Below are 23,576 nucleotides of genomic sequence, written 5' to 3'. Positions count from 1 at the left end.
TTTGTTGGGGGTATTTGATTGGCGGTCGACGGGGGCCGTGAGGGAGGTCTGTACCCTTGGGGGGGGGGGATTTCAGGGGGCGAGAAGGGGGCGGGGGGGCCGAGAAACTCTGGCGTGGGTTTCCCGGGCCCCTCTGCGTGCCCTGTGAGGTGTGGCCCCGGGCCGGTGTACGTACCCCTCAGCCGGTACGTACCCCTCGCCCCGGGCGGGCCGGGTGTCAGGCGGGCTGATGCGCGGCGACCAGCGCCACCGCCGCCACCAGCAGGAGAAGCAGCGTCAGCAGAGCCACCGGGCTCAGGCCTCCCAGCGGGCCGCGCTGCTGAAGTCGCTCCCTGTTGGCACGGCAGACGGGGCATCTGCCCTCGCTGACGGGCCCCGCGCAGTTGGCGCACACCAATCGGTCGTAGGTCATGCGCATTCCTCCTCACCGCGCGGCGGAGCCGCAGCCAGTGTTCACTCCGCTCAACGCTCCGGGAAACACGACCGTTCCCCACCCCACTGTGCCAGTTTCCGAAGCTTTCGGCGCGGCCGACCGCATTCCGGTGGGCCCATTAACGCTGGCGGCCGCCCGGCATCCGTGATAAAGCGCCCAAGCCGGGACGTACCGCCGCTGTTGGCCCCGTCTCATCCCGGGACGCGGACTGCGCGGCCCTGTCCCGTTCGCGTAAGGTCTCGCTCACCTGGTCCCGTACTCGCGAGTCCCCGAAGCCCCGCTTCGCCGCTTCCCCGCTCCTCTCGTAGTTTCCGTAACTCCCGGCCGACCGTGCGTGGTGCATCCCGTGATCCGATTCGACAATGTCTCCAAGACCTACCCGAAGCAGAACCGCCCGGCCCTGCGTGATGTCTCCCTCGAAATCGAGAAGGGGGAGTTCGTCTTCCTGGTCGGCTCGTCCGGCTCCGGCAAGTCGACCTTCCTGAGACTGCTCCTGCGCGAGGAGCGCACCAGCCACGGCATGGTGCATGTCCTCGGCAAGGACCTCGCGCGCCTGTCGAACTGGAAGGTGCCGCAGATGCGCCGCCAGCTCGGCACCGTGTTCCAGGACTTCCGGCTGCTGCCGAACAAGACCGTCGCCGAGAACGTGGCCTTCGCGCAGGAGGTCATCGGCAAGTCCCGCGGCGAGATCCGCAAGTCCGTCCCCCAGGTCCTCGACCTCGTCGGTCTCGGCGGCAAGGAGGACCGGATGCCCGGCGAGCTGTCCGGTGGTGAGCAGCAGCGTGTCGCGATCGCACGGGCCTTCGTCAACCGGCCGCTGCTGCTGATCGCGGACGAGCCGACCGGAAACCTCGACCCGCAGACCTCCGTCGGCATCATGAAGCTGCTGGACCGTATCAACCGCACCGGCACCACCGTCGTGATGGCGACCCACGACCAGAACATCGTCGACCAGATGCGCAAGCGCGTGATCGAGCTGGAAAAGGGCCGCTTGGTGCGCGACCAGGCACGCGGCGTCTACGGCTACCAGCACTGAGCGCCCGCCGCACCTGAGCACCGAAAGCTGAAACGAAAGCTGAAAGGACGCCATGCGCGCCCAGTTCGTCCTGTCGGAGATCGGCGTCGGTCTCCGCCGCAATCTCACGATGACCTTCGCCGTCATCGTCTCCGTAGCCCTGTCGCTCGCCCTGTTCGGTGGCGCGCTGCTCATGCGCGACCAGGTCAGCGTGATGAAGGACTACTGGTACGACAAGGTCAATGTCTCCATCTTCCTGTGCAACAAGAACGATGCCGCGACCGCGCCGAAGTGCGTCAAGGGCGCGGTGACGGGCGAGCAGAAGAAGCAGATCGAGACCGATCTGAAGAAGATGGACATCGTCGAGAAGGTCCACTACGAGACGGCCGACGAGGCGTACAAGCACTACAAGGAGAAGTACGGCGACTCCCCGATCGCCAGCTCCATCACCCCGGACCAGATGCCGGAGTCCTTCCGCGTCAAGCTCAAGGACCCGGAGAAGTACAAGGTGGTGGCGACGGCCTTCGCGGGCCGGGACGGGGTCGAGTCCGTCCAGGACCAGCGGGACATCCTGCAGAATCTCTTCGACCTGATGACCGGTATGAATGTGGCGGCGCTCTGTGTGATGGCGCTGATGCTGGTCATCGCGCTGATGCTGATCGTCAACACCGTACGGGTGTCGGCGTTCAGCCGCCGCAGGGAGACCGGGATCATGCGGCTGGTGGGCGCGTCCAGCTTCTACATCCAGATGCCGTTCATCATGGAGGCGGCGTTCGCCGGGCTGATCGGCGGCGCGGTCGCCTGCGTCATGCTGCTGGTGGGCCGTTACTTCCTGATCGACAACGGTCTCGCCCTTGCCGACAAGATGCAGCTCGTCAACTTCATCGGCTGGGACGCCGTGCTCGCCAAGCTTCCGCTGGTGATCGCGATCGGTCTGCTGATGCCCGCGGTGGCTGCTTTCCTCGCGCTGCGCAAGTACCTCAGGGTGTGACAAGTGCCCCTGGCCGCGTCGGGGCAAGCGCCGTTCGGTCGCCGCGCGTTGTCCTAGACTCAACGCCATGTCGGGTTCCGAGTCGCACCATAGATCCTGCGCTGTCCGCCGCGGGGCTGCCCTGACATTGCTGTTCGCGAGCGTCCTCGCCACGGCCGCGGCCACGGACTCCCTGCCGCGCGCGGAGGAGAAGACGTCCCGCGTTCCGACCCGGAACGTGGCCGCGACGGCCGACCGCGAAGAGGTCGCCAGGGCCGCCGCCGAGGCGATGGCGGACGGAAAGTCCGCGACGGAGGCGGCCGAGGAGGTCGTCAGCCGCAGCGGCGACCGCTGGGGCGCGGTGTACGACAAGAGTCAGTACGAGGAGTTCGAGCAGGCTCTCGACGGTGAGTACACCGGGGTCGGGCTCGGCGCCAGGCGTACGGGCGAGGGCCTGATCGAGGTGACCCGGGTCCAGCAGGGCGGCCCGGCGGCCCGGGCCGGGATCGCGCCCGGCGACACCATCAGGACGATCGACGGCGCGGCGGTCGCGCGGCGGCCCGTGACGGAGGTCATGGCGCTGCTGCGGGGCTCGGGGTCCGGGCCGGGATCGGACTCCGGGGCGGTGGGTACGACCGTTGTGCTCGGGCTGGAACGGGACGGGCACTCCTGGACGCGGAGCCTGCGCCGGGCGCGGCTGGCCACGGAGCCGGTGACGGTGGAGCGGATCGGCACGGCGGACGGGGCCGGTGGGAGCGGCGGGACCGGCGGTGCGTCCGGTGATGAGACCCGCGCCGGGACCGGTGACGAGTCCGGCGCCGAGAGCGGTGACGGGGCCGGCGCTGACGCCGATGCACTGCGGATCACCGTCGAGGCGTTCACCAAGGGCTCGGGGCAGCGGGTACGGGACGCCGTCCTGGGCGCCCCCGAAGGTGTCGGCATCCTCCTTGACCTGCGGGGGAACGCCGGCGGGCTGGTCACTGAGGCCGTTACGGCCGCGTCGGCCTTTCTGGACGGCGGTCTGGTCGCCACGTACGACATACGGGGCGAGCAGCGCGCCCTCTACGCGGCGCCCGGCGGTGACACGGCCAGGCCCGTGGTGGTGCTGGTCGACGGCGGCACGATGAGCGCCGCGGAACTGGTCACCGGCGCGCTCCAGGACCGGGGCCGGTCGGTCACGGTCGGTTCGCGCACCTTCGGCAAGGGCTCGGTCCAGATGCCCAGCCGGCTGCCGGACGGCTCGGTCGCCGAGCTGACCGTGGGCCACTACCGCACTCCGGCCGGCCATGGTGTGGACGGCCGGGGCGTCACTCCCGATCTGCTGGTGAGCGCGGATGCCGAGGAGCGGGCCACGACGGTACTGAGCGGACTCGGCGGCGGTTCTGGCAGCGGGCCCGGCGGCACTCGGTAAAGAAGTTGCGCCGGGGTGCGAAAATGGCGGGACTATGGCTAAGGAAACAGGGCGCAAACTGATCGCGCAGAACAAGAAGGCGCGGCACGATTACCACATTCTCGACACCTATGAGTGCGGTCTCGTGCTGACCGGCACCGAGGTGAAGTCCCTGCGCCAGGGGCGGGCCTCACTGGTGGACGGCTTCGTCCAGATCGACGGGCACGAGGCCTGGCTGCACAACGTGCATGTGCCCGAGTACAGCCAGGGAACGTGGACGAACCACACCGCCCGGCGCAAGCGGAAGCTGCTGATGCACCGGGTCGAGATCGACAAGTTGGAGTCCAAGTCCCAGGAGACCGGGCACACGATCGTGCCGCTGGCCCTGTACTTCAAGGACGGCCGGGCGAAGGTCGAGATCGCGCTGGCGAAGGGCAAGAAGGAGTACGACAAGCGCCAGACGCTCCGGGAAAAGCAGGACCGCCGCGAGACGGACCGCGCGATCTCGGCGGTGAAGCGCCGCCAGCGCGCCTGAGCCGGGCCACTCCGCCTGCGGAATAGGCTGGCACGGTCTGCCGTTGATCACGTACGATGGGTGGCGCACCTCGAAGCGGGTGTATGTGCACGATTGAAAAATCAACATGGGGATGATCGGTTTCGACAGCGGATGTCGAAGCAGGGGAAGCGAGCCGAGGAAGCGGCAATGATCTCGCTAACCATATGTCGCAAACAATAATCGCCACTTCTAAGCGCGATTCCTCCGCCTTCGCCCTTGCTGCCTAATTAGCAGCTAGCGAAGACTCCGCGGAGTGTCAGCCCGGGGCTGTTCCCGACCCGGATCCTGGCATCAGCTAGGGAACTAAACCACTGAGCCCGGTCACGGGGAGCAGCGGGAAACCAAACAGTGACTGAGCCCGTCGGAGACTTGTCCGCGTGATCTCCGGGGCCGAGAAAAGCGAAGCGGACTGCGCTCGGAGAAGCCCTGGTTCCGCACCGTTGGACGCGGGTTCGATTCCCGCCATCTCCACAATTCCCATGTAGCACCAAACTGAGGCCCCACTGCTCCGGCAGCGGGGCCTCAGCCATGCCGTTGGGCGTGGCCAGACAGACAGTCCCACGGGTCCGTCAGCCGTTGGACGGGCCGTACGTACGGCTGATCCGGCGGATTTTCTCCAGGGGGTACGGGGTCTGCCTGCTCTGGTGCTGGAGCTTGCGGAAGAAGTCCGCCATCACTGCGGTGAGCGGTGCGTATCGGGTGAGGATTGCCGCGGCTTCCTCTGGGATTCCCGTGGGGCGCTCACCTTGGGCGTATGCGCGTACCTGCGCCTCGCGGTCGTCTCTCCCGTACCCGTACAGGGCGGTGACCAGCCAGTTCACCAGGTAGGTGACCGAGTAGCAACGGTCGTAGGTCCGGTGCCGGTCGAAGAAGCCGACCTCCTCCTGCGACAGTTCGAACCGGGAGGAGATCGCAAGCCCGTAGTCCGTGAAGAAAAGGCGCCGGCCGTCGGTCAGGATGTTCTGGAAGTGGGCGTCGAAGTGCAGGAGGCCGCGGCTGTTCATGAATGAGGTTCCAGCCTCAAGTTCCCTCTCCACCATGGCGCAGGCCCGGTCGGCGGCCTCGCCGTCGGCGTCCATCCGCTCGCCCAGCCACTCGTGCAGGTTCTGCGGGATGTACTCCAGGAACAGCGCGACGCTCGCCGAGGACTGCCGGAGGGCCTCGATCCGGCGGCGCACCTGCGATCCGCCGCCCCAGTAGGCGACGGCCTGTTCGACGTCGGCCAGTTCCTGGGGCAGGGGGGTGGAGTCCGGCAGTACCCGCCAGTGGTACATGAGGGGGAAGCCCTCGTGTTCCCCCGCGAGCACCCAGTTCGTCGTCATGGTGTGCACGGCGAGTTCCCTCCAGACCCCGAAGCCCGGCCCGCCGATGCCGTACTGGCAGAAGACCGGCAGCGCGAACACGTTCGCCGTGGACCGGACGTTCTCCGGTTGCCTCTCCGGATCGGTGAGGGGAACCCGCTTCACGAAGACCGGCGTTCCGGCGACATCCAGCAGGGCCGACTTCCCGCCGATGCCGGAACCGATCGGCACGGCCGTGTCCACGAGTTCGCGCAGTGCGCGATCACTGCACAGGGCCAGCGATGTGGAGACGGCGCCATGGGCGGTGAGACGCGCACCGTGCGACATGTCAGGGCACTTCACTGCCGCTTCCACCGGGGCACCGACCTCGATCCTGCAATGGCTACTCCTGCTGGGCGCGACCACGCTCCACCGTAGCTCCGCGGTTCGGCCTCCGGGCACGTATGACCGTGAAGAACCGGGCGCACCGGGTGAAGAGGCAGGGGCGTGGGTCGGGGGGTGGGTTGGGGGTTTGTCTTTGGGCCAGGACCAGGGTGTGGCCCGTTACTGTCATCAACGGGGGTTGCGGGGTGGGTGGCATGTGTTCAGCCTGGGGGGATCCGGTCTGGGGGGTCCAACACCTGATCAGGGGCGATTCACGCATGTGTGTTGTGGATCGTTGGCCGGGCTCTGTTGAATGCGGGTGTGCCCCGAGATGTTGAGCCGCGGCTCCTGCGTGCCTTTGTCGCCGTTGCTGAAGAACTGCACTTCACCCGTGCCGCCGCGCGGCTTTATGTCGCGCAGCAGGCGCTCAGTCGGGATGTCCGGCGGCTGGAGCGGGAGTTGGGGGTTGAGCTGTTCGTACGGACCACTCGGCAGGTGGTGTTGACGGGGGACGGGGAGCGGTTGCTGCCGTATGCGCGGCGGGTGCTGGACGCGCAGGACGAGTTGCTTGCCGCTTGCGCCGATGGAGGGCGGCCGTTGCTTGTTGATCTCAACAGTGCGGGCATGGTGTCCGGCCGGGTGCTGGAGCGGGCGCGGGAGCTTGTGCCCGGGTGGGAGCTGATGGCCCGGTTCGAGAGCGGGCTCACGCGGGCCGCGGGGGAGATTCTCGGCGGGCGGCTCGATGTGTCGTTCGGTTATGCCGGTGGGCTCGCGCCCGTGCTGCGGTCCGGGCTGGACCATCAGCTCGTACGGTACGAGCCGTTGGCCGTGCTGCTGCCGTACGACCACCCCCTGGCCGAGCACGCCGAGGTGACGCTCGACGCGCTCGCCGGGGAGAGCGTGTACGCCGGGGCGGGGAATCCGGGGACGCTGGAGTGGACCGAGCTGGCGCGGCAGCTCTTCTCGGGGCGGGACATCGCGATCGCGCCGCCGGCGCCGATGGCTGTGGGGGCCGAGGAGTTCCGGCGGGTGATGGCGAAGCACCGTACGCCCGTGCTCGCCGTGGCGGACTTCCCCGAGATGCCGGGGGCGGTGCTGCGGCCGTTGGCCGGGTCCGTACCGCAGTCACCGCCCGTTGCGCCCCTCGCGATGGTGTGGCGCAAGGGGGTCAAGCACCCCGGAGTGGACGCGCTGCGGGCCGCCGCGAGCGGGCTTGCGCGCGAGGAAGGTTGGCTGGATCTCGACCCTGGGAGTTGGGTGCCGAGCACTGTCACCGGACTGATGCACGGCAACCCCCGAAGCTGAACTCCCGTGCCATCCCGGTGCGCTACATTCGTGGCTCGGGTGCGGTGTGGTAGGGGGGTACTCGGCTGGAGTGGGGACTCGGCCGGGTTGATATCCAGCCAGCCGCGGGACGCCCGAATACCTTCAGTGGTGGGGGATGTGCGCACCGTAGTGGACAAATGGCGTGAAGATGCCCGGACAGGGCATATGCATGAGCCGAGTGATGTGACCGTCGAACTCGACGGAGTGGGCCGTCAGCTCTCCGAACTGCCCACGGGCAGCCATCCCGCGCAGGAGCCGGGCTCCGCGCCGGAGGCAAGTCCTGAGATATCCGACGGTCCGGTGTTCGTCGACGCAAGCGGCCGTCGCGGCAAGACCTTCCGCCGCGCGGGCTGGATCGTCGCCATCGCCTGCGCCTGCTACGCGGTGACACTGCTGGTCGCCCTGATCGGCGGCAACTCCACCGCTCCATGGCTCCAGATACCCGGTCTCGCCGACGACCGGCAGCCCGAGACCGTAGAGATCCAGCCGACCCCGAAGGTCAGCGCGTCCGCCGGTGAATCGCCCGCCACCCCCGGTGTCAGCCCCTCGCCGACCGGCTCGAACGGCGGGACCGTACCGCAGCCTTCGGAGAGCACCACCACGGACGCCTCCGGCAAGCCCGTGCCGGGCATGTCGCTCACGACGAAGCCGTCCGCCGACACCGCGGGCGGTACGGGCGGCGACACCGAGCCGGATCCCGGGACTTCGCCCGGCACCGGCGGCAACCCGGGCACCGGCACCGGCGGGACCGGCGCCGAGCCGCCTTCCGAGACACCGCCCGTCGACGAGAGCCCGCCGGCCACCGACCCCAGCTCGCCACCGCCCGTCGGCTCTCCGCCGCCGGACGGCGGCCAGCCCGAGGGAGGCCAGCCCATGGCCATGGCCGCGGAAGGCGCGTTCTAGATGACTCACTCCGGCAGACAGCCCCGCCACACCGGCAACAACAGCAACAGCGGCCCCCGGCACACCGGCAACAACAACAGTGGACCCCGCCACACCGGCGACGGCCAGCCCCGGTACACCACTCGTCGTACCAAGAAGGCCAAGCAGGCCAAAGACGCCCGGGCCAAGCGGCGCAGACTGCCCATGCGCTATCTGCTGCCCTCGCTCATCCTCGTCGCGCTCTTCGCGATGCTGATGTTGCGCGGCTACGTACACAGCGAGATCCTCGCCGACCACCGCGTCCGCGAATCCGTCGACGCCGACCAGGTGCCCGACCGGATCCGCAAGGGCGGCCCGGTCATCGACGCGCGCGGCGCCACCCCCGCCCGCGCGCTGAACATCCCGGACCACAAGCTCGTCCTCACCTTCGACGACGGCCCCGACCCGGTGTGGACCCCCAAGGTCCTCGACCGGCTGAAGGAGTACGACGCCCACGGCGTGTTCTTCGTCACCGGCACCATGGCCTCCCGCTACCCGGCGCTGGTCAAACGCATGGTGGACGAGGGCCACGAGGTCGGTCTGCACACCTTCAACCACCCCGATCTCTCCTTCCAGTCCAAGTCCCGTATCGACTGGGAGCTTTCGCAGAACCAGCTCGCGCTCGCGGGCGCGGCCGACATCCGTACCTCGCTCTTCCGCCCGCCGTACTCCTCGTTCTCGTCGGCCATGGACAACAAGTCCTGGCCGGTCGCCGAGTACATCGGCAGCCTCGGCTACATCACCGTGCTCGACACCACGGACAGCGAGGACTGGAAGCGCCCCGGCGCCAGGGTGATCACCCGTAACGCCACCCCCAAGGGCGGCAAGGGCGCGATCGTGCTGATGCACGACTCCGGCGGCGACCGCTCGCAGACCGTCGCCGCGCTGGGGCACTTCCTGCCGGAGATGCAGGCGAAGGGGTACGAGTTCACCACCGTCACCGAGGCCCTCGGCGCCCCCAGCGCCCATACCCCGGTCACGGGCATGGCCCTGTGGAAGGGCAAGGCCTGGGTCGGCGCCGTCGCCCTCTCGGAGAACATCACCGGCGTCCTGGTGGTCGGGCTCTCCGTGATCGGCGCGCTGGTCATCGCGCGGTTCGGGCTGATGCTGGTGCTGTCCTTCGCGCATACCCGCAGGGTGCGGCGGCGCGGCTTCACCTGGGGCGCGCCCGTCACCGAACCGGTGACGGTGCTCGTACCCGCGTACAACGAACGCGAGTGCATAGCCAATACGGTGCGTTCGCTGAGCGAGAGCGACCATCCCATTGAGGTCATCGTCATCGACGACGGTTCGACCGACGGGACCGCGGACATCGTCGAGGCGCTCTGGCTGCCGAACGTCCATGTCGTACGCCAGCCCAACTCCGGCAAGCCGGCCGCCCTCAACAACGGCATCGCGCACGCCCGTCACGATCTGATCGTGATGATGGACGGCGACACGGTCTTCGAGCCGTCCACCGTCCGCGAGCTGGTGCAGCCCTTCGGTGATCCGCGCGTCGGCGCGGTCGCGGGCAACGCCAAGGTCGGCAACCGCGACAGCCTCATCGGCGCCTGGCAGCACATCGAGTACGTGATGGGCTTCAACCTCGACCGGCGGATGTACGACATGCTCCGCTGCATGCCCACCATCCCGGGCGCGGTCGGGGCCTTCCGGCGCGAGGCGCTGGAGCGCGTCGGCGGGATGAGCGAGGACACGCTCGCCGAGGACACCGACATCACGATGGCCATGCACCGCGACGGCTGGCGGGTCGTGTACGCCGAGCGCGCGCGGGCGTGGACCGAGGCGCCGGAATCGGTGCAGCAGCTCTGGTCGCAGCGGTACCGCTGGAGCTACGGCACGATGCAGGCGATCTGGAAGCACCGCCGGGCCCTGATCGAGCGCGGTCCTTCCGGCCGGTTCGGACGGGTCGGGCTGCCGCTGGTCTCGCTCTTCATGGTGCTGGCGCCGCTGCTGGCCCCGCTGATCGATGTGTTCCTGCTGTACGGCCTGGTCTTCGGCCCCACCGAGAAGACCGTCGTGGCCTGGCTCGGGGTCCTGCTCATCCAGGCGGTGTGCGCCGCGTACGCCTTCCGTCTCGACCGGGAGCGCATGACCCATCTGATCTCGCTGCCCCTCCAGCAGATCCTCTACCGGCAGCTCATGTATGTGGTGCTGCTCCAGTCCTGGATCACCGCGCTCACCGGTGGCCGGCTGCGGTGGCAGAAGCTGCGCCGTACCGGAGTGGTGGAGGCGCCGGGCTCGATTCCGAGTCCGCGCGGGCGCGATGCCGATCGGAGGCCCGTGGCGTGACAACTCAACCTGTGCGGCCTGCCCCGGGGGCGCCGCCCAAGCACAAGGCGACGCCTCAGGAGGCGGGCGCGGGCGCGGCTCCCTCCGGCGGGCGCGACCGCTATCTCGATCTGCTGCGGGCGGTCGCGCTGGTCAGGGTCGTCGTCTTCCATATCTTCGGCTGGGCCTGGCTGACGATCCTCTTCCCCTCCATGGGGGTGATGTTCGCGCTGGCCGGATCGCTGATGGCCCGGTCCTTGTCCAAGCGTCCGCCGTGGAGCGTCATCCGCGGCCGGCTGAGGCGGCTGGTGCCGCCGATGTGGGCGTTCGCGCTGATCGTCGTGCCCGTGATGTTCGTCCTCGGGTGGCGGGCGGACCGGGAGGAGGGGGTGTGGTGGTTCCTGCGGCTGGCCAACTACATCGTGCCGTTCGGGGCGCCTCCGTACCCGTACGAGAGCGGCTCCCCGAGCGGGCTGCTGGAGGAGACCTGGGCGGAGCAGGCGGCGGGTCCGCTCTGGTACATCCGGGCCTACCTCTGGTTCGTCATCGCCTCGCCGCTGCTGCTGTGGGCGTTCCGGCGGGTGCCGTGGGCGACGCTGGTCTTTCCGGTCGCCCTCACCGCCGTTCTGAGCAGCGGGCTGGTGGAGATCCCGGGCGAGACCGGCGAGGCGCTCTCCGACTTCGCGGTGTACGGCGCGTGCTGGGTGCTCGGCTTCGCCCACAACGACGGAATGTTCCGCAAGGTCCCGCGCTACATCACGATTTCGCTGGCCGCCTTCGCGATGGCCTTCGCGCTGTGGTGGGCCTCGGGGCATCTCACCGAGGAGGGCTGGAACCTGGACGAGATCCCGCTCGCCCAGGCGATGTGGTCGCTGGGCTTCTGCGCGATCCTGCTCCACTACGCGCCGTCGTGGCGCACGCTCCCGGGGAAGCTGGCCCAGTTCGACTCGACGATCACCCTTGCCAACAACCGCGCGGTGACGATCTATCTCTGGCACAACTTGCTCATAATGGCCACGTTCCCGCTCATCGACCAGCTCTGGCTGATCCCGGGGATCGACGCGTACTCGGCCCAACTGGACGCGTCGTACGAGGCGTTGAGCCTGGTCCTGATCTGGCCGCTGCTCGGCCTGCTGATCCTCGCGATCGGGTGGGTGGAGGATGTGGCGGCGAAGCGCAGGCCACGGCTGTGGCCGAACGGCGCCGGTGCCAGGGCCCGGGGGGCGTGAGGCGGGTACGAGGCGCAGGCCCGGCCCGGCGGTCCCGCGCATACAGCAGCAAGTCCCAGGGGGGAAAGAAGAATTGGCGAACAGAGAGCGCGTTACGGCCGGAGCGGTACTGCTGGGACTCCTGGCCTTCGTCCAGATCGCTTCCCTGCCCTACACCCATGGGGCTGTACATGTCGCACTCACGGTAGCGGGAATCATTCTTGCCGGGGGTGGGGCGGTGTTCGAAGTGATTCGCGCACGGTCTCAACGGTGACGGACAGCGCTTGATCGGAGTTCCGTCGGACAAAGCGGAGGCGGGCCGGTACGTCCGGCCCGCCTTCCGCGCGCACGCGCTCACACGCGGGTGCCGCGGTGGGTGAGGGCAAGGTTGCGCCGTGGTCACGTTGGGGTACGGGGGTGAAACGCGGCGTCCGTACGGTCTGGGGCATTCAACCGGACCCGTTCGTGGAGGCGTGATGACTGCCCCGACCACCACCACCGCCGTACGCAAGGGGCGCCGCTGGATCGAGCGGTGGGATCCCGAGGACGAGGACTTCTGGGCCGCCACGGGGGAGCGGATCGCGCGGCGCAATCTGATCTGTTCGGTGTTCTGCGAGCACATCGGGTTCTCGGTCTGGACCCTGTGGTCGGTCATGGTGCTGTTCATGGGGCCGGAGTACGGGGTCGATCCCGCCGGGAAGTTCGCGCTGATCGCGGTGGCCACCCTGGTCGGCTCGGTCGTACGGGTGCCGTACACCTTCGCCGTCGCCCGCTTCGGTGGCCGGAACTGGACGGTCTTCAGCGCGCTGGCCCTGCTTCTGCCGGCCGGGGCCGCGTTCGCGGTGATGGAGCCCGGGACCTCGTACACCACGTTCCTGGCCGTGTCGGCGCTCACCGGGATCGGCGGCGGGAACTTCGCCTCCTCGATGACGAACATCAACTCCTTCTACCCACTGCGCCGCAAGGGCTGGGCGCTCGGCCTCAACGCCGGGGGCGGAAACATCGGGGTGCCGGTCGTGCAGGTGGCCGGGCTGCTGGTGATCGCGGCGGCGGGCGCGGACCGGCCGCGGATCCTGCTCGGCATCTACATCCCGCTGATCCTGGCCGCCGCGCTCTGTGCCGCGCTGTTCATGGACAATCTGGCGCCCGTACGCAATGACACGGGCGCGGCGCGGGAAGCCGTACGGGACCGGCACACCTGGATCATGTCCGTGCTGTACATAGGGACCTTCGGGTCGTTCATCGGATACAGCTTCGCCTTCGGCCTGGTGCTCCAGACCCAGTTCGGGCGGACCCCTCTGCAGGCCGCCTCGCTGACCTTCGCCGGGCCGCTGCTCGGTTCGCTGGCACGGCCGGCCGGGGGCGCGCTCGCCGACCGGTACGGGGGCGCCCGGATCACCCTCTGCAACTTCGTGGCGATGGCCCTCGCGACCGGCGTCGTCGTCCTCGCCTCGCTGATCGAATCGCTGCCGCTGTTCCTCACCGGATTCGGCGCGCTGTTCCTGCTCACCGGGGTCGGCAACGGATCGACGTACACGATGATCCCCGGCATCTTCCGTGCGAAGGCGCTGGCCAGGGGGATGACGGGCGAGGCGGCCGCCGCGTACGGGCGCAGGCTGTCCGGGGCCTCGATGGGGCTGATCGGCGCGGTCGGGGCGCTCGGCGGGCTGGTGATCAACCTCGCGTTCCGGCAGTCGTTCCAGACGTCCGGCACCGGGACCTCGGCCTATGTCGCGTTCCTGGTCTGCTACGCGGCCTGCTCGGCCCTGACCTGGGCGGTATACCTTCGCCGGGCGGGCGCCCCGGCCGTACCGGCGGAACCGGAGTCCAGGCTCCGTTACGCACGGATGTGAGCGGTGCGTCCCGAGGTGGTCGTTACAGCGGGGAAATGCGTGCGATCCGGGCCTGTCACGCACCGTTGACAGGCTCGGTAGCTCCAGCGACGCCGTACGAGACGTGTGGGACGAACGTGCGGGACGTGCGACCACAGCACCGCGACGCGAGGAGAGGCAGAGGAGAGCCATGGACAGCGAGCGGCACGGCCCCCTCGCGGGCTTCACCATCGGGGTCACGGCCGCCCGGCGCGCCGACGAACTGGGCGCGCTGCTCCAGCGGCGCGGCGGCTCCGTCGTACACGCGCCCGCGCTGCGGATCGTGCCGCTCGCCGACGACACCGAACTCCTCGCCGCCACCAAGGAATTGATCGACACCGTGCCCGATGTGGTGGTGGCGACCACGGCCATAGGGTTCCGCGGCTGGATCGCGGCCGCCGACGGCTGGGGCCACGGCGAGGAACTGCTCGCCTGTCTGCGCGGGGTCGAACTCCTCGCCCGCGGGCCCAAGGTGAAGGGTGCCATCCGCGCCGCCGGGCTCGTCGAGGCCTGGTCGCCGGGGTCCGAGTCGATGGCCGAGGTGCTCGACAGGCTTCTCGGCGAGGGCGTCGAGGGCCGCCGCGTCGCGCTGCAACTGCACGGCGAACCGCTGCCCGGATTCGTGGAGTCGCTGCGGGCCGGGGGCGCCGAGGTCGTCGTCGTACCGGTGTACCGCTGGATGCCCCCGGAGGACCTTGCCCCGGTGGACCGGCTCATCGACGCGGTCGTCTCGCGCGCCGTGGACGCCGTCACCTTCACCAGCGCGCCGGCCGCCGCCTCGCTGCTCGCGCGCGCCGGGGACCGCGGCCGGCTGCCCGCGCTGCTCGACGCCCTGCACCACGATGTGCTGGCGGCCTGCGTCGGGCCCGTCACCGCGCTGCCGCTCCAGGCGCGCGGGATCGACACGGTCCAGCCGGAGCGCTACCGGCTCGGGCCGCTCGTCCAGGTGCTCTGTACGGAGCTGCCGGGCCGGGCCAGGGCGCTGCCGGTCGCCGGCCATCGCGTCGAGATCCGCGGCCACGCCGTGCTGGTCGACGGCGAGCTGCGGCCGGTGCCGCCCGCGGGGATGGCGCTGCTGCACGCGCTGACCCGCAGGCCGGGGTGGGTGGTCTCGCGCGCGGAACTGCTGCGCGCGCTGCCGGGCTCGGGCCGCGACGAGCACGCCGTGGAGACCGCGATGGCCCGGCTGCGGACCGCGCTGGGCGCGCCCAGGCTGATCCACACGGTGGTCAAGCGCGGCTACCGGCTGGCGCTGGACCCGGCGGCGGACTCCAAGTACGCGGACGCGTAGGGACGTACGAGGAGGTACGGGGTACGGCCGGACGTACGGGGAGGTACGAGGCGGTACGTCGTACGTACGGGGAGGTACGCGGGCGTACGGGAGGTATGAGGGCGTACGGAGGTACGCGGGCGTGCAGGGGCGCACGGGCAGGCACGAGCCCGCGTTCGCGGGGGTACGCGGGCCTCCCCCGGCGCACCCTGTCGCTTCCCGGTTCCCTTGAGGCCCTCTGGTGCTTCCCGGTCCCGTCGGTACCGTACGAGGAATGGCCAACGACTCCTCCGGCTCCTCCCTCCGCATCAGGCCCGCGACCCCAGACGACGCCACGAACGTCGCCGAGGCACTGGTCCGCAACCGCGACCACATGCGTCCCTGGGAGCCGTACCGTCCCGACGAGTTCTTCACCCCGCAGACCCAGGCCCGCTGGCTCGCCGATCCGTCCGTACGGCGCTGGTTCGCCGCCGACGGCACCCGGATCGTCGGCGAGGTGAATCTCTCCAGCGTCTCCCTCGGCGCCTTCCGCAGCGCCGTCCTCGGCTACTGGATCGACGCCGAGTACACCGGCCGCGGCCTGGCGACCCGCGCCGTCCAGGAGGTCTGCCGCGCGGCCCGCGACGAACTGGGCCTGCACCGGATAGAGGCGGGCACCATGCTCGCCAACGCCGCCTCGCAACGGGTCCTGCGCAAATGCGGGTTCGAGCTGATCGGGACCGCGCCGCGCTATCTGCACATCGACGGGGAGTGGCGCGACCACCACCTCTTCCAGCGCATCCTGCACAACAGCCCGCCGGGCGTCGCCCCGTAGCCGCATGACAGCAGTCGTGACCGGAGTCGTGACAGGGGTTACGGGCGCGTCCGGGGGCAGGCACTCTGAGGGGAGACCCCCTGAGAGAAGCACGCAAGAAGCACCCAGCCGGTGAACCCGAGGCGGTGACAGGCACATGGTGGCGGGCATGGGCTCGTACGAGTGGCGGTTCGACTCCGGGCGCGTCTGCCTGGACCTGGTGGCCACGGCGGAGCCGACCACCAGAGGGCGCGAACAACTCGACGGCGCCGTACCGCTCCGCCGCTGGCTGGTCGGCGCGGGTCTGGTGCCGGAGGGGACCCCGCTGCGCGCCGTGGACGCGGGCTGGGTACGGTCGTTCGCCGAACTCCGGGACGGTGTGGGCCAGTTGGTACGGGCCCAGATCGACGGGCGGGACGCGTCCCGCGCCCTGGACCGGGTCAACGCGCTGGCCGCGGAGGCGCCGCCGGGGATCAGGGCCGTACGGGACGAGGACGGCGCGCTCGTACGGGCGCTCAGCGCCGAGCCCGAGTGCGAGGCGCTGCTGGCGGCCGTGGCCCGGGACGCGGTGGACCTGCTCACCGACCCGGCGGCGCGGGCGCGGCTGCGGCAGTGCGAGGGCGACACCTGCCGGCGGGTGTATCTGGACACCTCGCGGGGGCGGCGGCGCCGCTGGTGTTCGAGCGAGGTCTGCGGCAACCGCGAGCGGGTGGCGAGGCACCGCCGCAGAACGGCCCTGTCGCGCGCCTGAGGCGACTTCCGGTCCCTCCTGCGCGCCTGAGGCGACTTCCAGTCCCTCCCGCTATTTCCGGCCAACTCACACACGCTCCCTTCGCAGGTTGCATGCATTCCCCACACGATTCCTGCGCGTCTTCTCCACGGATCCCGTCCGGATCCCCTGCGGGTCCCACCCGGGTCCCGTTCCGGGGCGAACCCGCCCCAGCCGCCCGCCCCGCCCCGCAAACCTCCCTGGAAAAGATCTTGAAACTTTTTCCGGGCGCGTTGAGTGACCTCCCCCGGCCGTCCGTAGTGATGAGGGAGAAGCAGCCATCGAGGTCTCGACCGGGAGGTTCAGGTGCGCAAGGATGCGGCCGTGGCCGAAGACCGACCTCACCGGGCCCGGCACCGGAGCGAGGCACCGCGCACCAATGTCTCCGTCCCCGACGAGGAGTTGATGCGAGCCCTCTACCGGGAACACGCCGGACCCCTGCTCGCCTATGTGCTCCGCCTCGTCGCGGGCGACCGCCAGCGCGCCGAGGACGTGGTGCAGGAGACGCTCATCCGTGCCTGGAAGAACGCCGGTCAGCTCAACCGGGCGACCGGCTCTGTCCGACCCTGGCTGGTGACGGTCGCCCGGCGCATCGTCATCGACGGTCACCGCAGCCGGCAGGCCCGGCCGCAGGAGGTCGACCCGTCGCCGCTGGAGGTCATGCCCGCGGAGGACGAGATCGACAAGGCGCTGTGGCTGATGACGCTCTCGGACGCGCTCGATGATTTGACGCCCGCTCACCGGGAAGTCCTGGTGGAGACGTATTTCAAGGGGCGTACGGTCAACGAGGCGGCCGAGACGCTCGGTATACCCAGCGGGACGGTGCGTTCACGGGTGTTCTACGCGCTGCGTTCCATGAAGCTCGCGCTGGAGGAGAGGGGGGTCTCGGCATGACCACGCACGAGCGGTACGGAAACGGACCGGGCGACGAGAATTCTGTGCACGAAGCCGTCGGCGCGTATGTCCTCGGCATTCTGGACGACGCCGAGGCGACCGCCTTCGAGGAGCATCTCGCCGGCTGCCGTATCTGCGCCGTCAACCTGGAGGAGTTCTCCGGGATGGAGCCGATGCTCGCCATGCTGGCGGACGCTCCGGGCCCCTTCGCGGCGGCGCCCGGCGCGCAGGCCCCGCCCGGGCCGCTCGCCTCGGTGACACCGCTGGCGCCGGTGGCTCCCGTCGTACCGCTGGCGCAGCTCCCCACGCCGTCCGTCTCCGTACAGCCCAGCCCGCAGCTCCTCGGCCGGCTGGTCGACGAGGTGGCGGCCAAGCGCGCCCAGCGCAGGCGGCGCGGGCTGTATCTGGTCGCGGCGGCCGCGGCGCTGATCATCGGCGGTCCCGTGGTGGCCGTCACGGCCGCGGGCGACGGCGGGACCAGCAACCAGGCCGGGGACCCGCACCCCACCAGCCCGGCCGAGGACGCGTTCTTCAACCACATGCCGGACAAGGTGTGGGCGACGGACGCCGCCACGAAGGTCACCGCCACCATCGGCATGGAGCCCAAGGGCTGGGGCACGCACACGGTCCTGGAGCTGAAGAATGTGAAGGGCCCCCTCAAGTGCAGCCTCGTCGCGGTCTCCAAGACCGGCGAGGAGGAGACCGTCACCTCCTGGTCGGTTCCCAAGTGGGGGTACGGCATCCCCGACAGCCCGAACAAGATCTCCAAGAGCCCGCTGTACGTCCACGGCGGCACGGCCATGGACAGCAATGACATCGACCACTTCGAGGTCCGTACCTTCGACGGCGAGCGACTGGTGGAAGTCGACGCCTGACATTCCGGCTCCCCTTCGCGTACGGTTGACGGCTGCCCGACGCACGTCATGAAGGGGGCCACGGTGGCCGCGCAGGATGCCGCTGTTCAATCCGCTGGACCGGCCGTCGATTCCGTACGCGACACGGGGCAGGACTCCGTACGCGCGCGCGAGATCGACGGTGAGCAGCGCCATCTCGACCAGGTGTACCGCCGCCTGGAGGAGAAGATCCACGAGGCGGAGTTCCTGATGGACGACGCCGCCAAACGGGGGCAGGTCGGTACGCCGGGGGCGCTCGCCGAGCGGGACGCGCAGGTCTTCCGGGCCGGGATCCACCTCAACCGGCTCAACAACGAGTTCGAGGACTTCCTCTTCGGGCGCATCGACCTGCTGCCGGGCAAGGACGGGCAGAAGGGGCCGGACGGCGCGTACACCTCGGTCGAGCCCGCCGACGACGCCATCAGGTCGGACCGTACGGCCGATATCGCCGAGACCCTGCACATCGGCCGGATCGGGGTCCTGGACTCCGACTACGCGCCGCTGGTGATCGACTGGCGCGCGCCGGCCGCCGCGCCCTTCTACCGCTCGACCCCGGTCGATCCGGGCCGGGTGGTACGGCGCCGGGTCATCCGCTCCAAGGGCCGCAGGGTCCTCGGGGTCGAGGACGATCTGATGCGCCCGGAGCTGACCGCGTCGCTGGACGGCGCGGCGCTGCCGGTGATCGGGGACGGCGCGCTGATGGCCGCGCTCGGGCAGGCGCGCAGCCACACCATGCGGGACATCGTGTCGTCGATCCAGGCGGAGCAGGATCTGGTGATCCGGGCGCCGGCCGCGTCGGTGACCGAGGTGTCGGGCGGGCCCGGGACCGGCAAGACCGCGGTGGCGCTGCACCGGGCCGCGTATCTGCTGTACCAGGACCGGCGGCGGTACGCGGGCGGCATCCTGGTCGTCTCGCCGACGCCGCTGCTCGTCGCGTACACGGAGGGCGTGCTGCCCTCGCTGGGCGAGGAGGGGCAGGTGGCGATCCGCGCGGTCGGGTCGCTGGTGGACGGCGCGGAGGCCACGGCGTACGACGAACCGGCCGTGGCCCGGGTCAAGGGATCGGCGCGGATGCTGAAGGTGCTGCGCAAGGCGGCCAGGGGAGCGCTGGAGGGCGCCACTGCGGCCCCGGCCGCGGCCCGGCAGGGGCAGCTCGCCTTCGGTGAAGCCGACGAAGCGGGTGAAGCCGCCGGCTCCGGCGAGTCCGGTGACGGCGTCCGTGCCGCCGCTCCGGCCGCCGCGCCCACCCGGCTGCGCGTCGTCGCCTTCGGCCGGCGGCTGGAACTCGAAGCCGACGAGCTGCGCCGTATCCGCGAGTCCGTGCTCGGCGGGACCGCGCCGGTCAATCTGCTGCGCCCGCGCGCCCGCAGGCTGCTGCTCGACGCCCTCTGGACGAAGTCCGGCTCCGCGGGCCGCCACACCGACCCCGAGCTGGCCGCCGAACTGCGCGGGTCCTTCGACGAGGACGTCACGTCAGAAGACAGCTTCATCGAGTTCCTGAACGGCTGGTGGCCCGAGCTGACCCCGCGCGCGGTGCTCGCCGCGATGGGCGACGAGCGCCGGCTCGGCCGCTGGGCCCGCCGGATCCTCAACCCGGGCGAGACCCGCCGACTGGCGCGCTCGCTGAAGCGGCTGGGCGAGGACGGCAAGGGGCCGCTGTCCGTGCACGACGTGGCACTGCTGGACGAGCTGGAGACCCTGCTCGGCTCGCCGCCGCGCCCCAGGAAGCGCCGCGAACTCGACCCGCTGGACCAGCTCACCGGTCTGGAGGAGCTGATGCCGCAGCGCGAGGAGTCGCAGCGGGAGCGGGCCGAACGGCTGGCGGCGGAACGTACCGAGTACGCGCATGTCATCGTCGACGAGGCGCAGGACCTGACCCCCATGCAGTGGCGGATGGTCGGCCGCCGCGGCCGGCATGCCACCTGGACGGTCGTCGGCGACCCGGCCCAGTCGTCCTGGCCGGACGCGGACGAGGCGGCCGAGGCACGTGACGAGGCGCTCGGCACCCGTCCGCGCCGCCGCTTCACCCTGACCGTGAACTACCGCAACCCGGCCGAGATCGCGGCACTCGCGGCAAAGGTCCTGGCCCTGGCCATGCCCGGAATGCGCTCCCCGAGGGCGGTGCGTTCCACCGGCGTACGCCCCTGCTTCACGGTCGTACGGGACGGTGACCTCGCCGCGGCCGTACGGGCGGAGGCCCGGCGGCTGCTGGACACCGTCGACGGCACGGTCGGCGTGGTCGTCGCCATGAACCGGCGCGAGCAGGCGGCCCGCTGGCTGGCCGGACTCGGCGGGCGCGCGGTGGCGCTGGGCAGTCTGGAGGCCAAGGGCCTGGAGTACGACGCGACGGTCGTGGTCTCGCCCGCCGAGATCGCGGACGAGTCGCCCGCCGGACTGCGGGTGCTGTACGTGGCACTCACCCGGGCGACGCAGCGGCTCACGGTGGTCTCGACGTCCCGCGACGAGCCGGACGCGGCGGGAGTGCCGGACCTGCTGCGGGACTGACGCGCTCCAGCGCCCCCGGCCCGCTCCGGGACTGACGCGCTCCAGCGCCCCCGGCCCGCTGCGGGACTGATTCACAGTCAACTCGCGAGGAGGGAATCACTTACCGGGGTGGTTTGTTAGCCTGGGTACGGCACCGGTTCGATCCAAGCCCCCGGGCCCAACCTTCGTCGCTTCGAGCGACCACTTGCCGCGAGGCGAGCATGGCGGGCCGGTGCCACCTTTTTGTCAGCGGGCCTTCACCAGCCATTGGTGGGGGCCTGCTTTCCTTGAACAGGCCGCTGTTAGGGTCTCCCGCATCCCGGAAAACACATTCCGGAGGTGTCGGTCTTTACCTGCTACCCACTGGTAGGTGCGACCATCGGTAGGCGCCGCCGGGACATGGGTCGGGCGGGGTGGCACAGCGGCTAGGGAAAGCAGAGGAACTCGGTCATGGCAACGGCGCCCAGCGTCTCGTACTCGATGACGGTCAGGCTGGAGGTGCCCGCGAGCGGTACCGCGGTCTCCCAGCTCACCACGGCCGTGGAGTCCTCCGGCGGCTCCGTGACCGGCCTCGATGTGACCGCCTCGGGCCATGAGAAGCTGCGGATCGACGTCACGATCGCCGCCACCTCCACGGCGCACGCGGACCAGATCGTCGGACAGCTCCGCGGGATCGAGGGCGTCGTCCTCGGCAAGGTCTCCGACCGTACGTTCCTGATGCACCTCGGCGGCAAGATCGAGATGCAGTCGAAGCACCCCATCCGCAACCGTGACGATCTCTCGATGGTCTACACCCCGGGTGTGGCGCGGGTCTGCATGGCGATCGCGGAGAACCCCGAGGACGCGCGCAGGCTGACCATCAAGCGCAACTCGGTGGCCGTCGTGACCGACGGCTCGGCCGTGCTCGGCCTCGGCAACATCGGCCCCAAGGCCGCGCTGCCGGTCATGGAGGGCAAGGCGGCCCTGTTCAAACGCTTCGCCGGCATCGACGCCTGGCCGCTCTGCCTGGACACCCAGGACACCGACGCGATCGTCGAGATCGTCAAGGCGATCGCCCCCGGCTTCGCGGGCATCAACCTGGAGGACATCTCCGCGCCCCGCTGCTTCGAGATCGAGGCGCGGCTGCGTGAGGCCCTGGACATCCCGGTCTTCCACGACGACCAGCACGGCACCGCGATCGTGGTGCTCGCGGCCCTGACCAACGCGCTGCGGGTGGTGGGCAAGTCCATCGAGGACGTACGGGTCGTGATGTCCGGCGCGGGCGCCGCCGGTACGGCCATCCTCAAGCTGCTGATCGCGGCGGGCGTCAAGCACGCGGTGGTCGCGGACATCCACGGTGTGGTGCACGCGGGCCGCGAGGACCTCGTCGGTACGGGCGCGGGCCAGTCCGGCGGCACCGCGCTGCGCTGGATCGCCGACAACACCAACCCCGAAGGTGTCACCGGCACCCTCAAGGAGGCCGTGGCCGGCGCGGACGTCTTCATCGGGGTCTCGGCCCCGAACGTGCTGGACGGCGACGATGTCGCGGCCATGGCCGACGGCGCGATCGTGTTCGCGCTGGCCAACCCGGACCCCGAGGTCGACCCGGCGATCGCGCGCGAGACGGCGGCCGTGGTGGCCACCGGCCGCTCCGACTTCCCCAACCAGATCAACAACGTGCTGGTCTTCCCCGGTGTCTTCCGCGGCCTGCTGGACGCCCAGTCGCGCACGGTCAACACGGAGATGATGCTGGCCGCGGCGGCAGCGCTGGCCGATGTGGTCACCGAGGACGAGCTGAACCCCAACTACATCGTGCCGTCGGTCTTCAACGACAAGGTCGCCGGAGCGGTCGCGGGCGCGGTGCGCGACGCGGCCAGGGCGGCCGCGGGCGCTGTGACGGCCCCCACGGCGGTCTGACCCCCCACGGGCCCGCCACACTCGCCGGCAACCCACCGGCACCCCCCGGGCCCGCTTCCAACGGGCCCCCGGGACCCGTTGTCACCCCCCTGCCGACCTGCGGTCCTGTGCCGCGTGCCGCACGCTTGTGGCACGCCCCACGTCTGCCCCGTGCCCGGCGCGTCGCGATTCGCCGGGCCCTGGGGGCCCCTCTAGGGTGGCGGACCATGAGCCCCGCCGCTCCAGGGAGGTTTCAGGGCCTTCGGGGGGTTCAGGGCTCCAGGCTCCAAGGAGTCTCCACAGGGTCCACGGAACGTCACGACGACGAGGCAGTGGCGCTTTTCGTGTGACTCCGGAGGGTGCCGGATTGGCTTTCCCGCCGCTGGTGGGGGCAGGATGCGTATTCGGGCGCGAGGGTCTGTCAGCAGACCCGGGTCCGGGGACTGTCCGAGGGCCCTGGCAGCATCGGCTTCGATCTCACGCCTCACAGGCAAGAAGAACACGGGAGTAACAACATGAACCGCAGTGAGCTGGTGGCCGCCCTGGCCGACCGCGCCGAGGTGACCCGCAAGGACGCCGACGCTGTGCTGGCCGCTCTCGCCGAGACCATCGGCGAAGTCGTCGCCAAGGGCGACGAGAAGGTCACCATCCCCGGCTTTCTGACCTTCGAGCGCACCCACCGTGCCGCTCGGACCGCTCGTAACCCGCAGACCGGCGACCCGATCCAGATCCCGGCCGGCTACAGCGTGAAGGTCTCCGCGGGCTCCAAGCTCAAGGAAGCCGCCAAGGGCAAGTAGGACGTCCTCAAGGGCGAGTAAAACGTCCTGGAGACATCATCAGCAGCAGACAACGCGCAGGGGGGGGGAACCCAAAAAAGGGGGAAGACCCATGTTTTGGGACGAAGAAGGGTGTGGAGCCAAAAAAAGCGCCCCCCCACAAACTGGCCCTCCCACCCCGCCCCACAAAACTCTCCACC

At 70.1% G+C, this 23,576-nt stretch carries 19 protein-coding genes and 1 other RNA gene; 18 read left to right on the top strand and 2 right to left on the bottom strand.

The genetic code is table 11. The features are described from left to right. Positions 1–217 precede the first annotated feature (217 nt). On the bottom strand, positions 218–412 hold the full coding sequence (locus tag ACFU9P_RS18350; protein ID WP_046503743.1) for a hypothetical protein: 195 nt from the start codon (positions 410–412) through the stop codon (positions 218–220). A 367-nt stretch (positions 413–779) separates the two neighbouring features. On the opposite strand from ACFU9P_RS18350, the gene ftsE reads away from it, so the two are divergent. The 5 genes from ftsE to ssrA all read left to right on the top strand — a co-directional run bounded on the left by ftsE (position 780) and on the right by ssrA (position 4,838). Continuing rightward, complete coding sequence (gene ftsE, locus ACFU9P_RS18345) at positions 780–1,469, top strand: cell division ATP-binding protein FtsE (RefSeq protein ID WP_046503740.1); 690 nt, start codon at positions 780–782, stop codon at positions 1,467–1,469. Positions 1,470–1,521: 52 nt separating this feature from the next. Next, positions 1,522–2,439, top strand: a complete 918-nt coding sequence (gene ftsX, locus ACFU9P_RS18340) for a permease-like cell division protein FtsX (protein WP_046503714.1) — start codon at positions 1,522–1,524, stop codon at positions 2,437–2,439. A 67-nt stretch (positions 2,440–2,506) separates the two neighbouring features. Beyond that, on the top strand, positions 2,507–3,829 hold the full coding sequence (locus tag ACFU9P_RS18335) for a S41 family peptidase (RefSeq protein WP_384081763.1): 1,323 nt from the start codon (positions 2,507–2,509) through the stop codon (positions 3,827–3,829). Positions 3,830–3,863: 34 nt separating this feature from the next. Continuing rightward, a complete protein-coding gene (gene smpB, locus ACFU9P_RS18330) occupies positions 3,864–4,343 on the top strand; it encodes an SsrA-binding protein SmpB (protein ID WP_376374245.1) in 480 nt (159 codons plus the stop codon). 108 nt (positions 4,344–4,451) lie between these two features. After that, positions 4,452–4,838: a transfer-messenger RNA gene (gene ssrA / locus ACFU9P_RS18325) on the top strand. Between the two features lie 95 nt (positions 4,839–4,933). Here ssrA and ACFU9P_RS18320 read toward each other — a convergent pair. After that, positions 4,934–5,992, bottom strand: a complete 1,059-nt coding sequence (locus tag ACFU9P_RS18320; RefSeq protein ID WP_384081760.1) for a protein kinase family protein — start codon at positions 5,990–5,992, stop codon at positions 4,934–4,936. A gap of 357 nt (positions 5,993–6,349) precedes the next feature. On the opposite strand from ACFU9P_RS18320, the gene ACFU9P_RS18315 reads away from it, so the two are divergent. From ACFU9P_RS18315 to ACFU9P_RS18255, 13 genes are all read left to right on the top strand, one after another. After that, positions 6,350–7,333 carry a LysR family transcriptional regulator gene (locus ACFU9P_RS18315; protein WP_384081756.1) on the top strand — a complete coding sequence of 328 codons (984 nt, stop codon included), beginning with the start codon at positions 6,350–6,352 and terminating at the stop codon, positions 7,331–7,333. Between the two features lie 186 nt (positions 7,334–7,519). After that, positions 7,520–8,257 carry a hypothetical protein gene (locus ACFU9P_RS18310; protein WP_384081753.1) on the top strand — a complete coding sequence of 246 codons (738 nt, stop codon included), beginning with the start codon at positions 7,520–7,522 and terminating at the stop codon, positions 8,255–8,257. Between the two features lie 183 nt (positions 8,258–8,440). Further along, positions 8,441–10,564: a bifunctional polysaccharide deacetylase/glycosyltransferase family 2 protein gene (locus ACFU9P_RS18305; protein ID WP_376374372.1), complete on the top strand. Its 2,124-nt coding sequence runs from the start codon at positions 8,441–8,443 to the stop codon at positions 10,562–10,564. Continuing rightward, complete coding sequence (locus ACFU9P_RS18300; protein WP_384081749.1) at positions 10,561–11,772, top strand: acyltransferase; 1,212 nt, start codon at positions 10,561–10,563, stop codon at positions 11,770–11,772. The genes ACFU9P_RS18305 and ACFU9P_RS18300 overlap by 4 nt, the downstream gene beginning before the upstream one ends. Positions 11,773–12,227: 455 nt before the next feature. Beyond that, a complete protein-coding gene (locus tag ACFU9P_RS18295; RefSeq protein WP_384081746.1) occupies positions 12,228–13,604 on the top strand; it encodes a nitrate/nitrite transporter in 1,377 nt (458 codons plus the stop codon). Between the two features lie 169 nt (positions 13,605–13,773). Next, a complete protein-coding gene (locus tag ACFU9P_RS18290; RefSeq protein WP_384081743.1) occupies positions 13,774–14,913 on the top strand; it encodes a uroporphyrinogen-III synthase in 1,140 nt (379 codons plus the stop codon). 253 nt (positions 14,914–15,166) lie between these two features. After that, entirely contained in the window at positions 15,167–15,706 is a 540-nt protein-coding gene (locus ACFU9P_RS18285) for a GNAT family N-acetyltransferase (RefSeq protein WP_384081740.1), read from the top strand. 136 nt (positions 15,707–15,842) lie between these two features. Beyond that, complete coding sequence (locus ACFU9P_RS18280) at positions 15,843–16,436, top strand: CGNR zinc finger domain-containing protein (RefSeq protein WP_376374226.1); 594 nt, start codon at positions 15,843–15,845, stop codon at positions 16,434–16,436. A 324-nt stretch (positions 16,437–16,760) separates the two neighbouring features. After that, positions 16,761–17,348, top strand: coding sequence for a sigma-70 family RNA polymerase sigma factor (locus ACFU9P_RS18275; protein WP_376374223.1), 588 nt, complete (start codon positions 16,761–16,763; stop codon positions 17,346–17,348). Then, positions 17,345–18,223 (top strand): zf-HC2 domain-containing protein, encoded by an 879-nt coding sequence (locus tag ACFU9P_RS18270; RefSeq protein WP_376374220.1) that lies wholly within the window; start codon positions 17,345–17,347, stop codon positions 18,221–18,223. The genes ACFU9P_RS18275 and ACFU9P_RS18270 overlap by 4 nt, the downstream gene beginning before the upstream one ends. Before the next feature lie 48 nt (positions 18,224–18,271). Beyond that, positions 18,272–20,746 (top strand): HelD family protein, encoded by a 2,475-nt coding sequence (locus ACFU9P_RS18265; protein ID WP_384081735.1) that lies wholly within the window; start codon positions 18,272–18,274, stop codon positions 20,744–20,746. A 429-nt stretch (positions 20,747–21,175) separates the two neighbouring features. Continuing rightward, entirely contained in the window at positions 21,176–22,621 is a 1,446-nt protein-coding gene (locus tag ACFU9P_RS18260; protein WP_376374216.1) for an NAD-dependent malic enzyme, read from the top strand. A gap of 494 nt (positions 22,622–23,115) precedes the next feature. Then, positions 23,116–23,397, top strand: a complete 282-nt coding sequence (locus tag ACFU9P_RS18255; protein WP_103834809.1) for an HU family DNA-binding protein — start codon at positions 23,116–23,118, stop codon at positions 23,395–23,397. Positions 23,398–23,576: the final 179 nt, after the last annotated feature.

Origin of the sequence: Streptomyces sp. NPDC057617 (assembly GCF_042800555.1) — a bacterium.
GTDB lineage: Bacteria > Actinomycetota > Actinomycetes > Streptomycetales > Streptomycetaceae > Streptomyces.
This window is presented reverse-complemented; position numbering and strand designations above follow the sequence as displayed.

Excerpts from the sequence above, each read along its gene's own strand:
- ACFU9P_RS18305 (WP_376374372.1), top strand. The coding sequence starts at position 8,441 with ATGCGCTATCTGCTGCCCTCGCTCATCCTCGTCGCGCTCTTCGCGATG.
- smpB (WP_376374245.1), top strand. The coding sequence starts at position 3,864 with ATGGCTAAGGAAACAGGGCGCAAACTGATCGCGCAGAACAAGAAGGCG.
- ACFU9P_RS18265 (WP_384081735.1), top strand. The coding sequence starts at position 18,272 with ATGAAGGGGGCCACGGTGGCCGCGCAGGATGCCGCTGTTCAATCCGCT.
- ACFU9P_RS18280 (WP_376374226.1), top strand. The coding sequence starts at position 15,843 with ATGGTGGCGGGCATGGGCTCGTACGAGTGGCGGTTCGACTCCGGGCGC.
- ACFU9P_RS18335 (WP_384081763.1), top strand. The coding sequence starts at position 2,507 with ATGTCGGGTTCCGAGTCGCACCATAGATCCTGCGCTGTCCGCCGCGGG.
- ACFU9P_RS18255 (WP_103834809.1), top strand. The coding sequence starts at position 23,116 with ATGAACCGCAGTGAGCTGGTGGCCGCCCTGGCCGACCGCGCCGAGGTG.
- ACFU9P_RS18320 (WP_384081760.1), bottom strand. The coding sequence starts at position 5,992 with ATGTCGCACGGTGCGCGTCTCACCGCCCATGGCGCCGTCTCCACATCG.
- ACFU9P_RS18350 (WP_046503743.1), bottom strand. The coding sequence starts at position 412 with ATGACCTACGACCGATTGGTGTGCGCCAACTGCGCGGGGCCCGTCAGC.
- ftsX (WP_046503714.1), top strand. The coding sequence starts at position 1,522 with ATGCGCGCCCAGTTCGTCCTGTCGGAGATCGGCGTCGGTCTCCGCCGC.
- ACFU9P_RS18270 (WP_376374220.1), top strand. The coding sequence starts at position 17,345 with ATGACCACGCACGAGCGGTACGGAAACGGACCGGGCGACGAGAATTCT.
- ACFU9P_RS18285 (WP_384081740.1), top strand. The coding sequence starts at position 15,167 with ATGGCCAACGACTCCTCCGGCTCCTCCCTCCGCATCAGGCCCGCGACC.
- ACFU9P_RS18295 (WP_384081746.1), top strand. The coding sequence starts at position 12,228 with ATGACTGCCCCGACCACCACCACCGCCGTACGCAAGGGGCGCCGCTGG.
- ACFU9P_RS18290 (WP_384081743.1), top strand. The coding sequence starts at position 13,774 with ATGGACAGCGAGCGGCACGGCCCCCTCGCGGGCTTCACCATCGGGGTC.
- ACFU9P_RS18260 (WP_376374216.1), top strand. The coding sequence starts at position 21,176 with ATGGCAACGGCGCCCAGCGTCTCGTACTCGATGACGGTCAGGCTGGAG.
- ACFU9P_RS18310 (WP_384081753.1), top strand. The coding sequence starts at position 7,520 with ATGCATGAGCCGAGTGATGTGACCGTCGAACTCGACGGAGTGGGCCGT.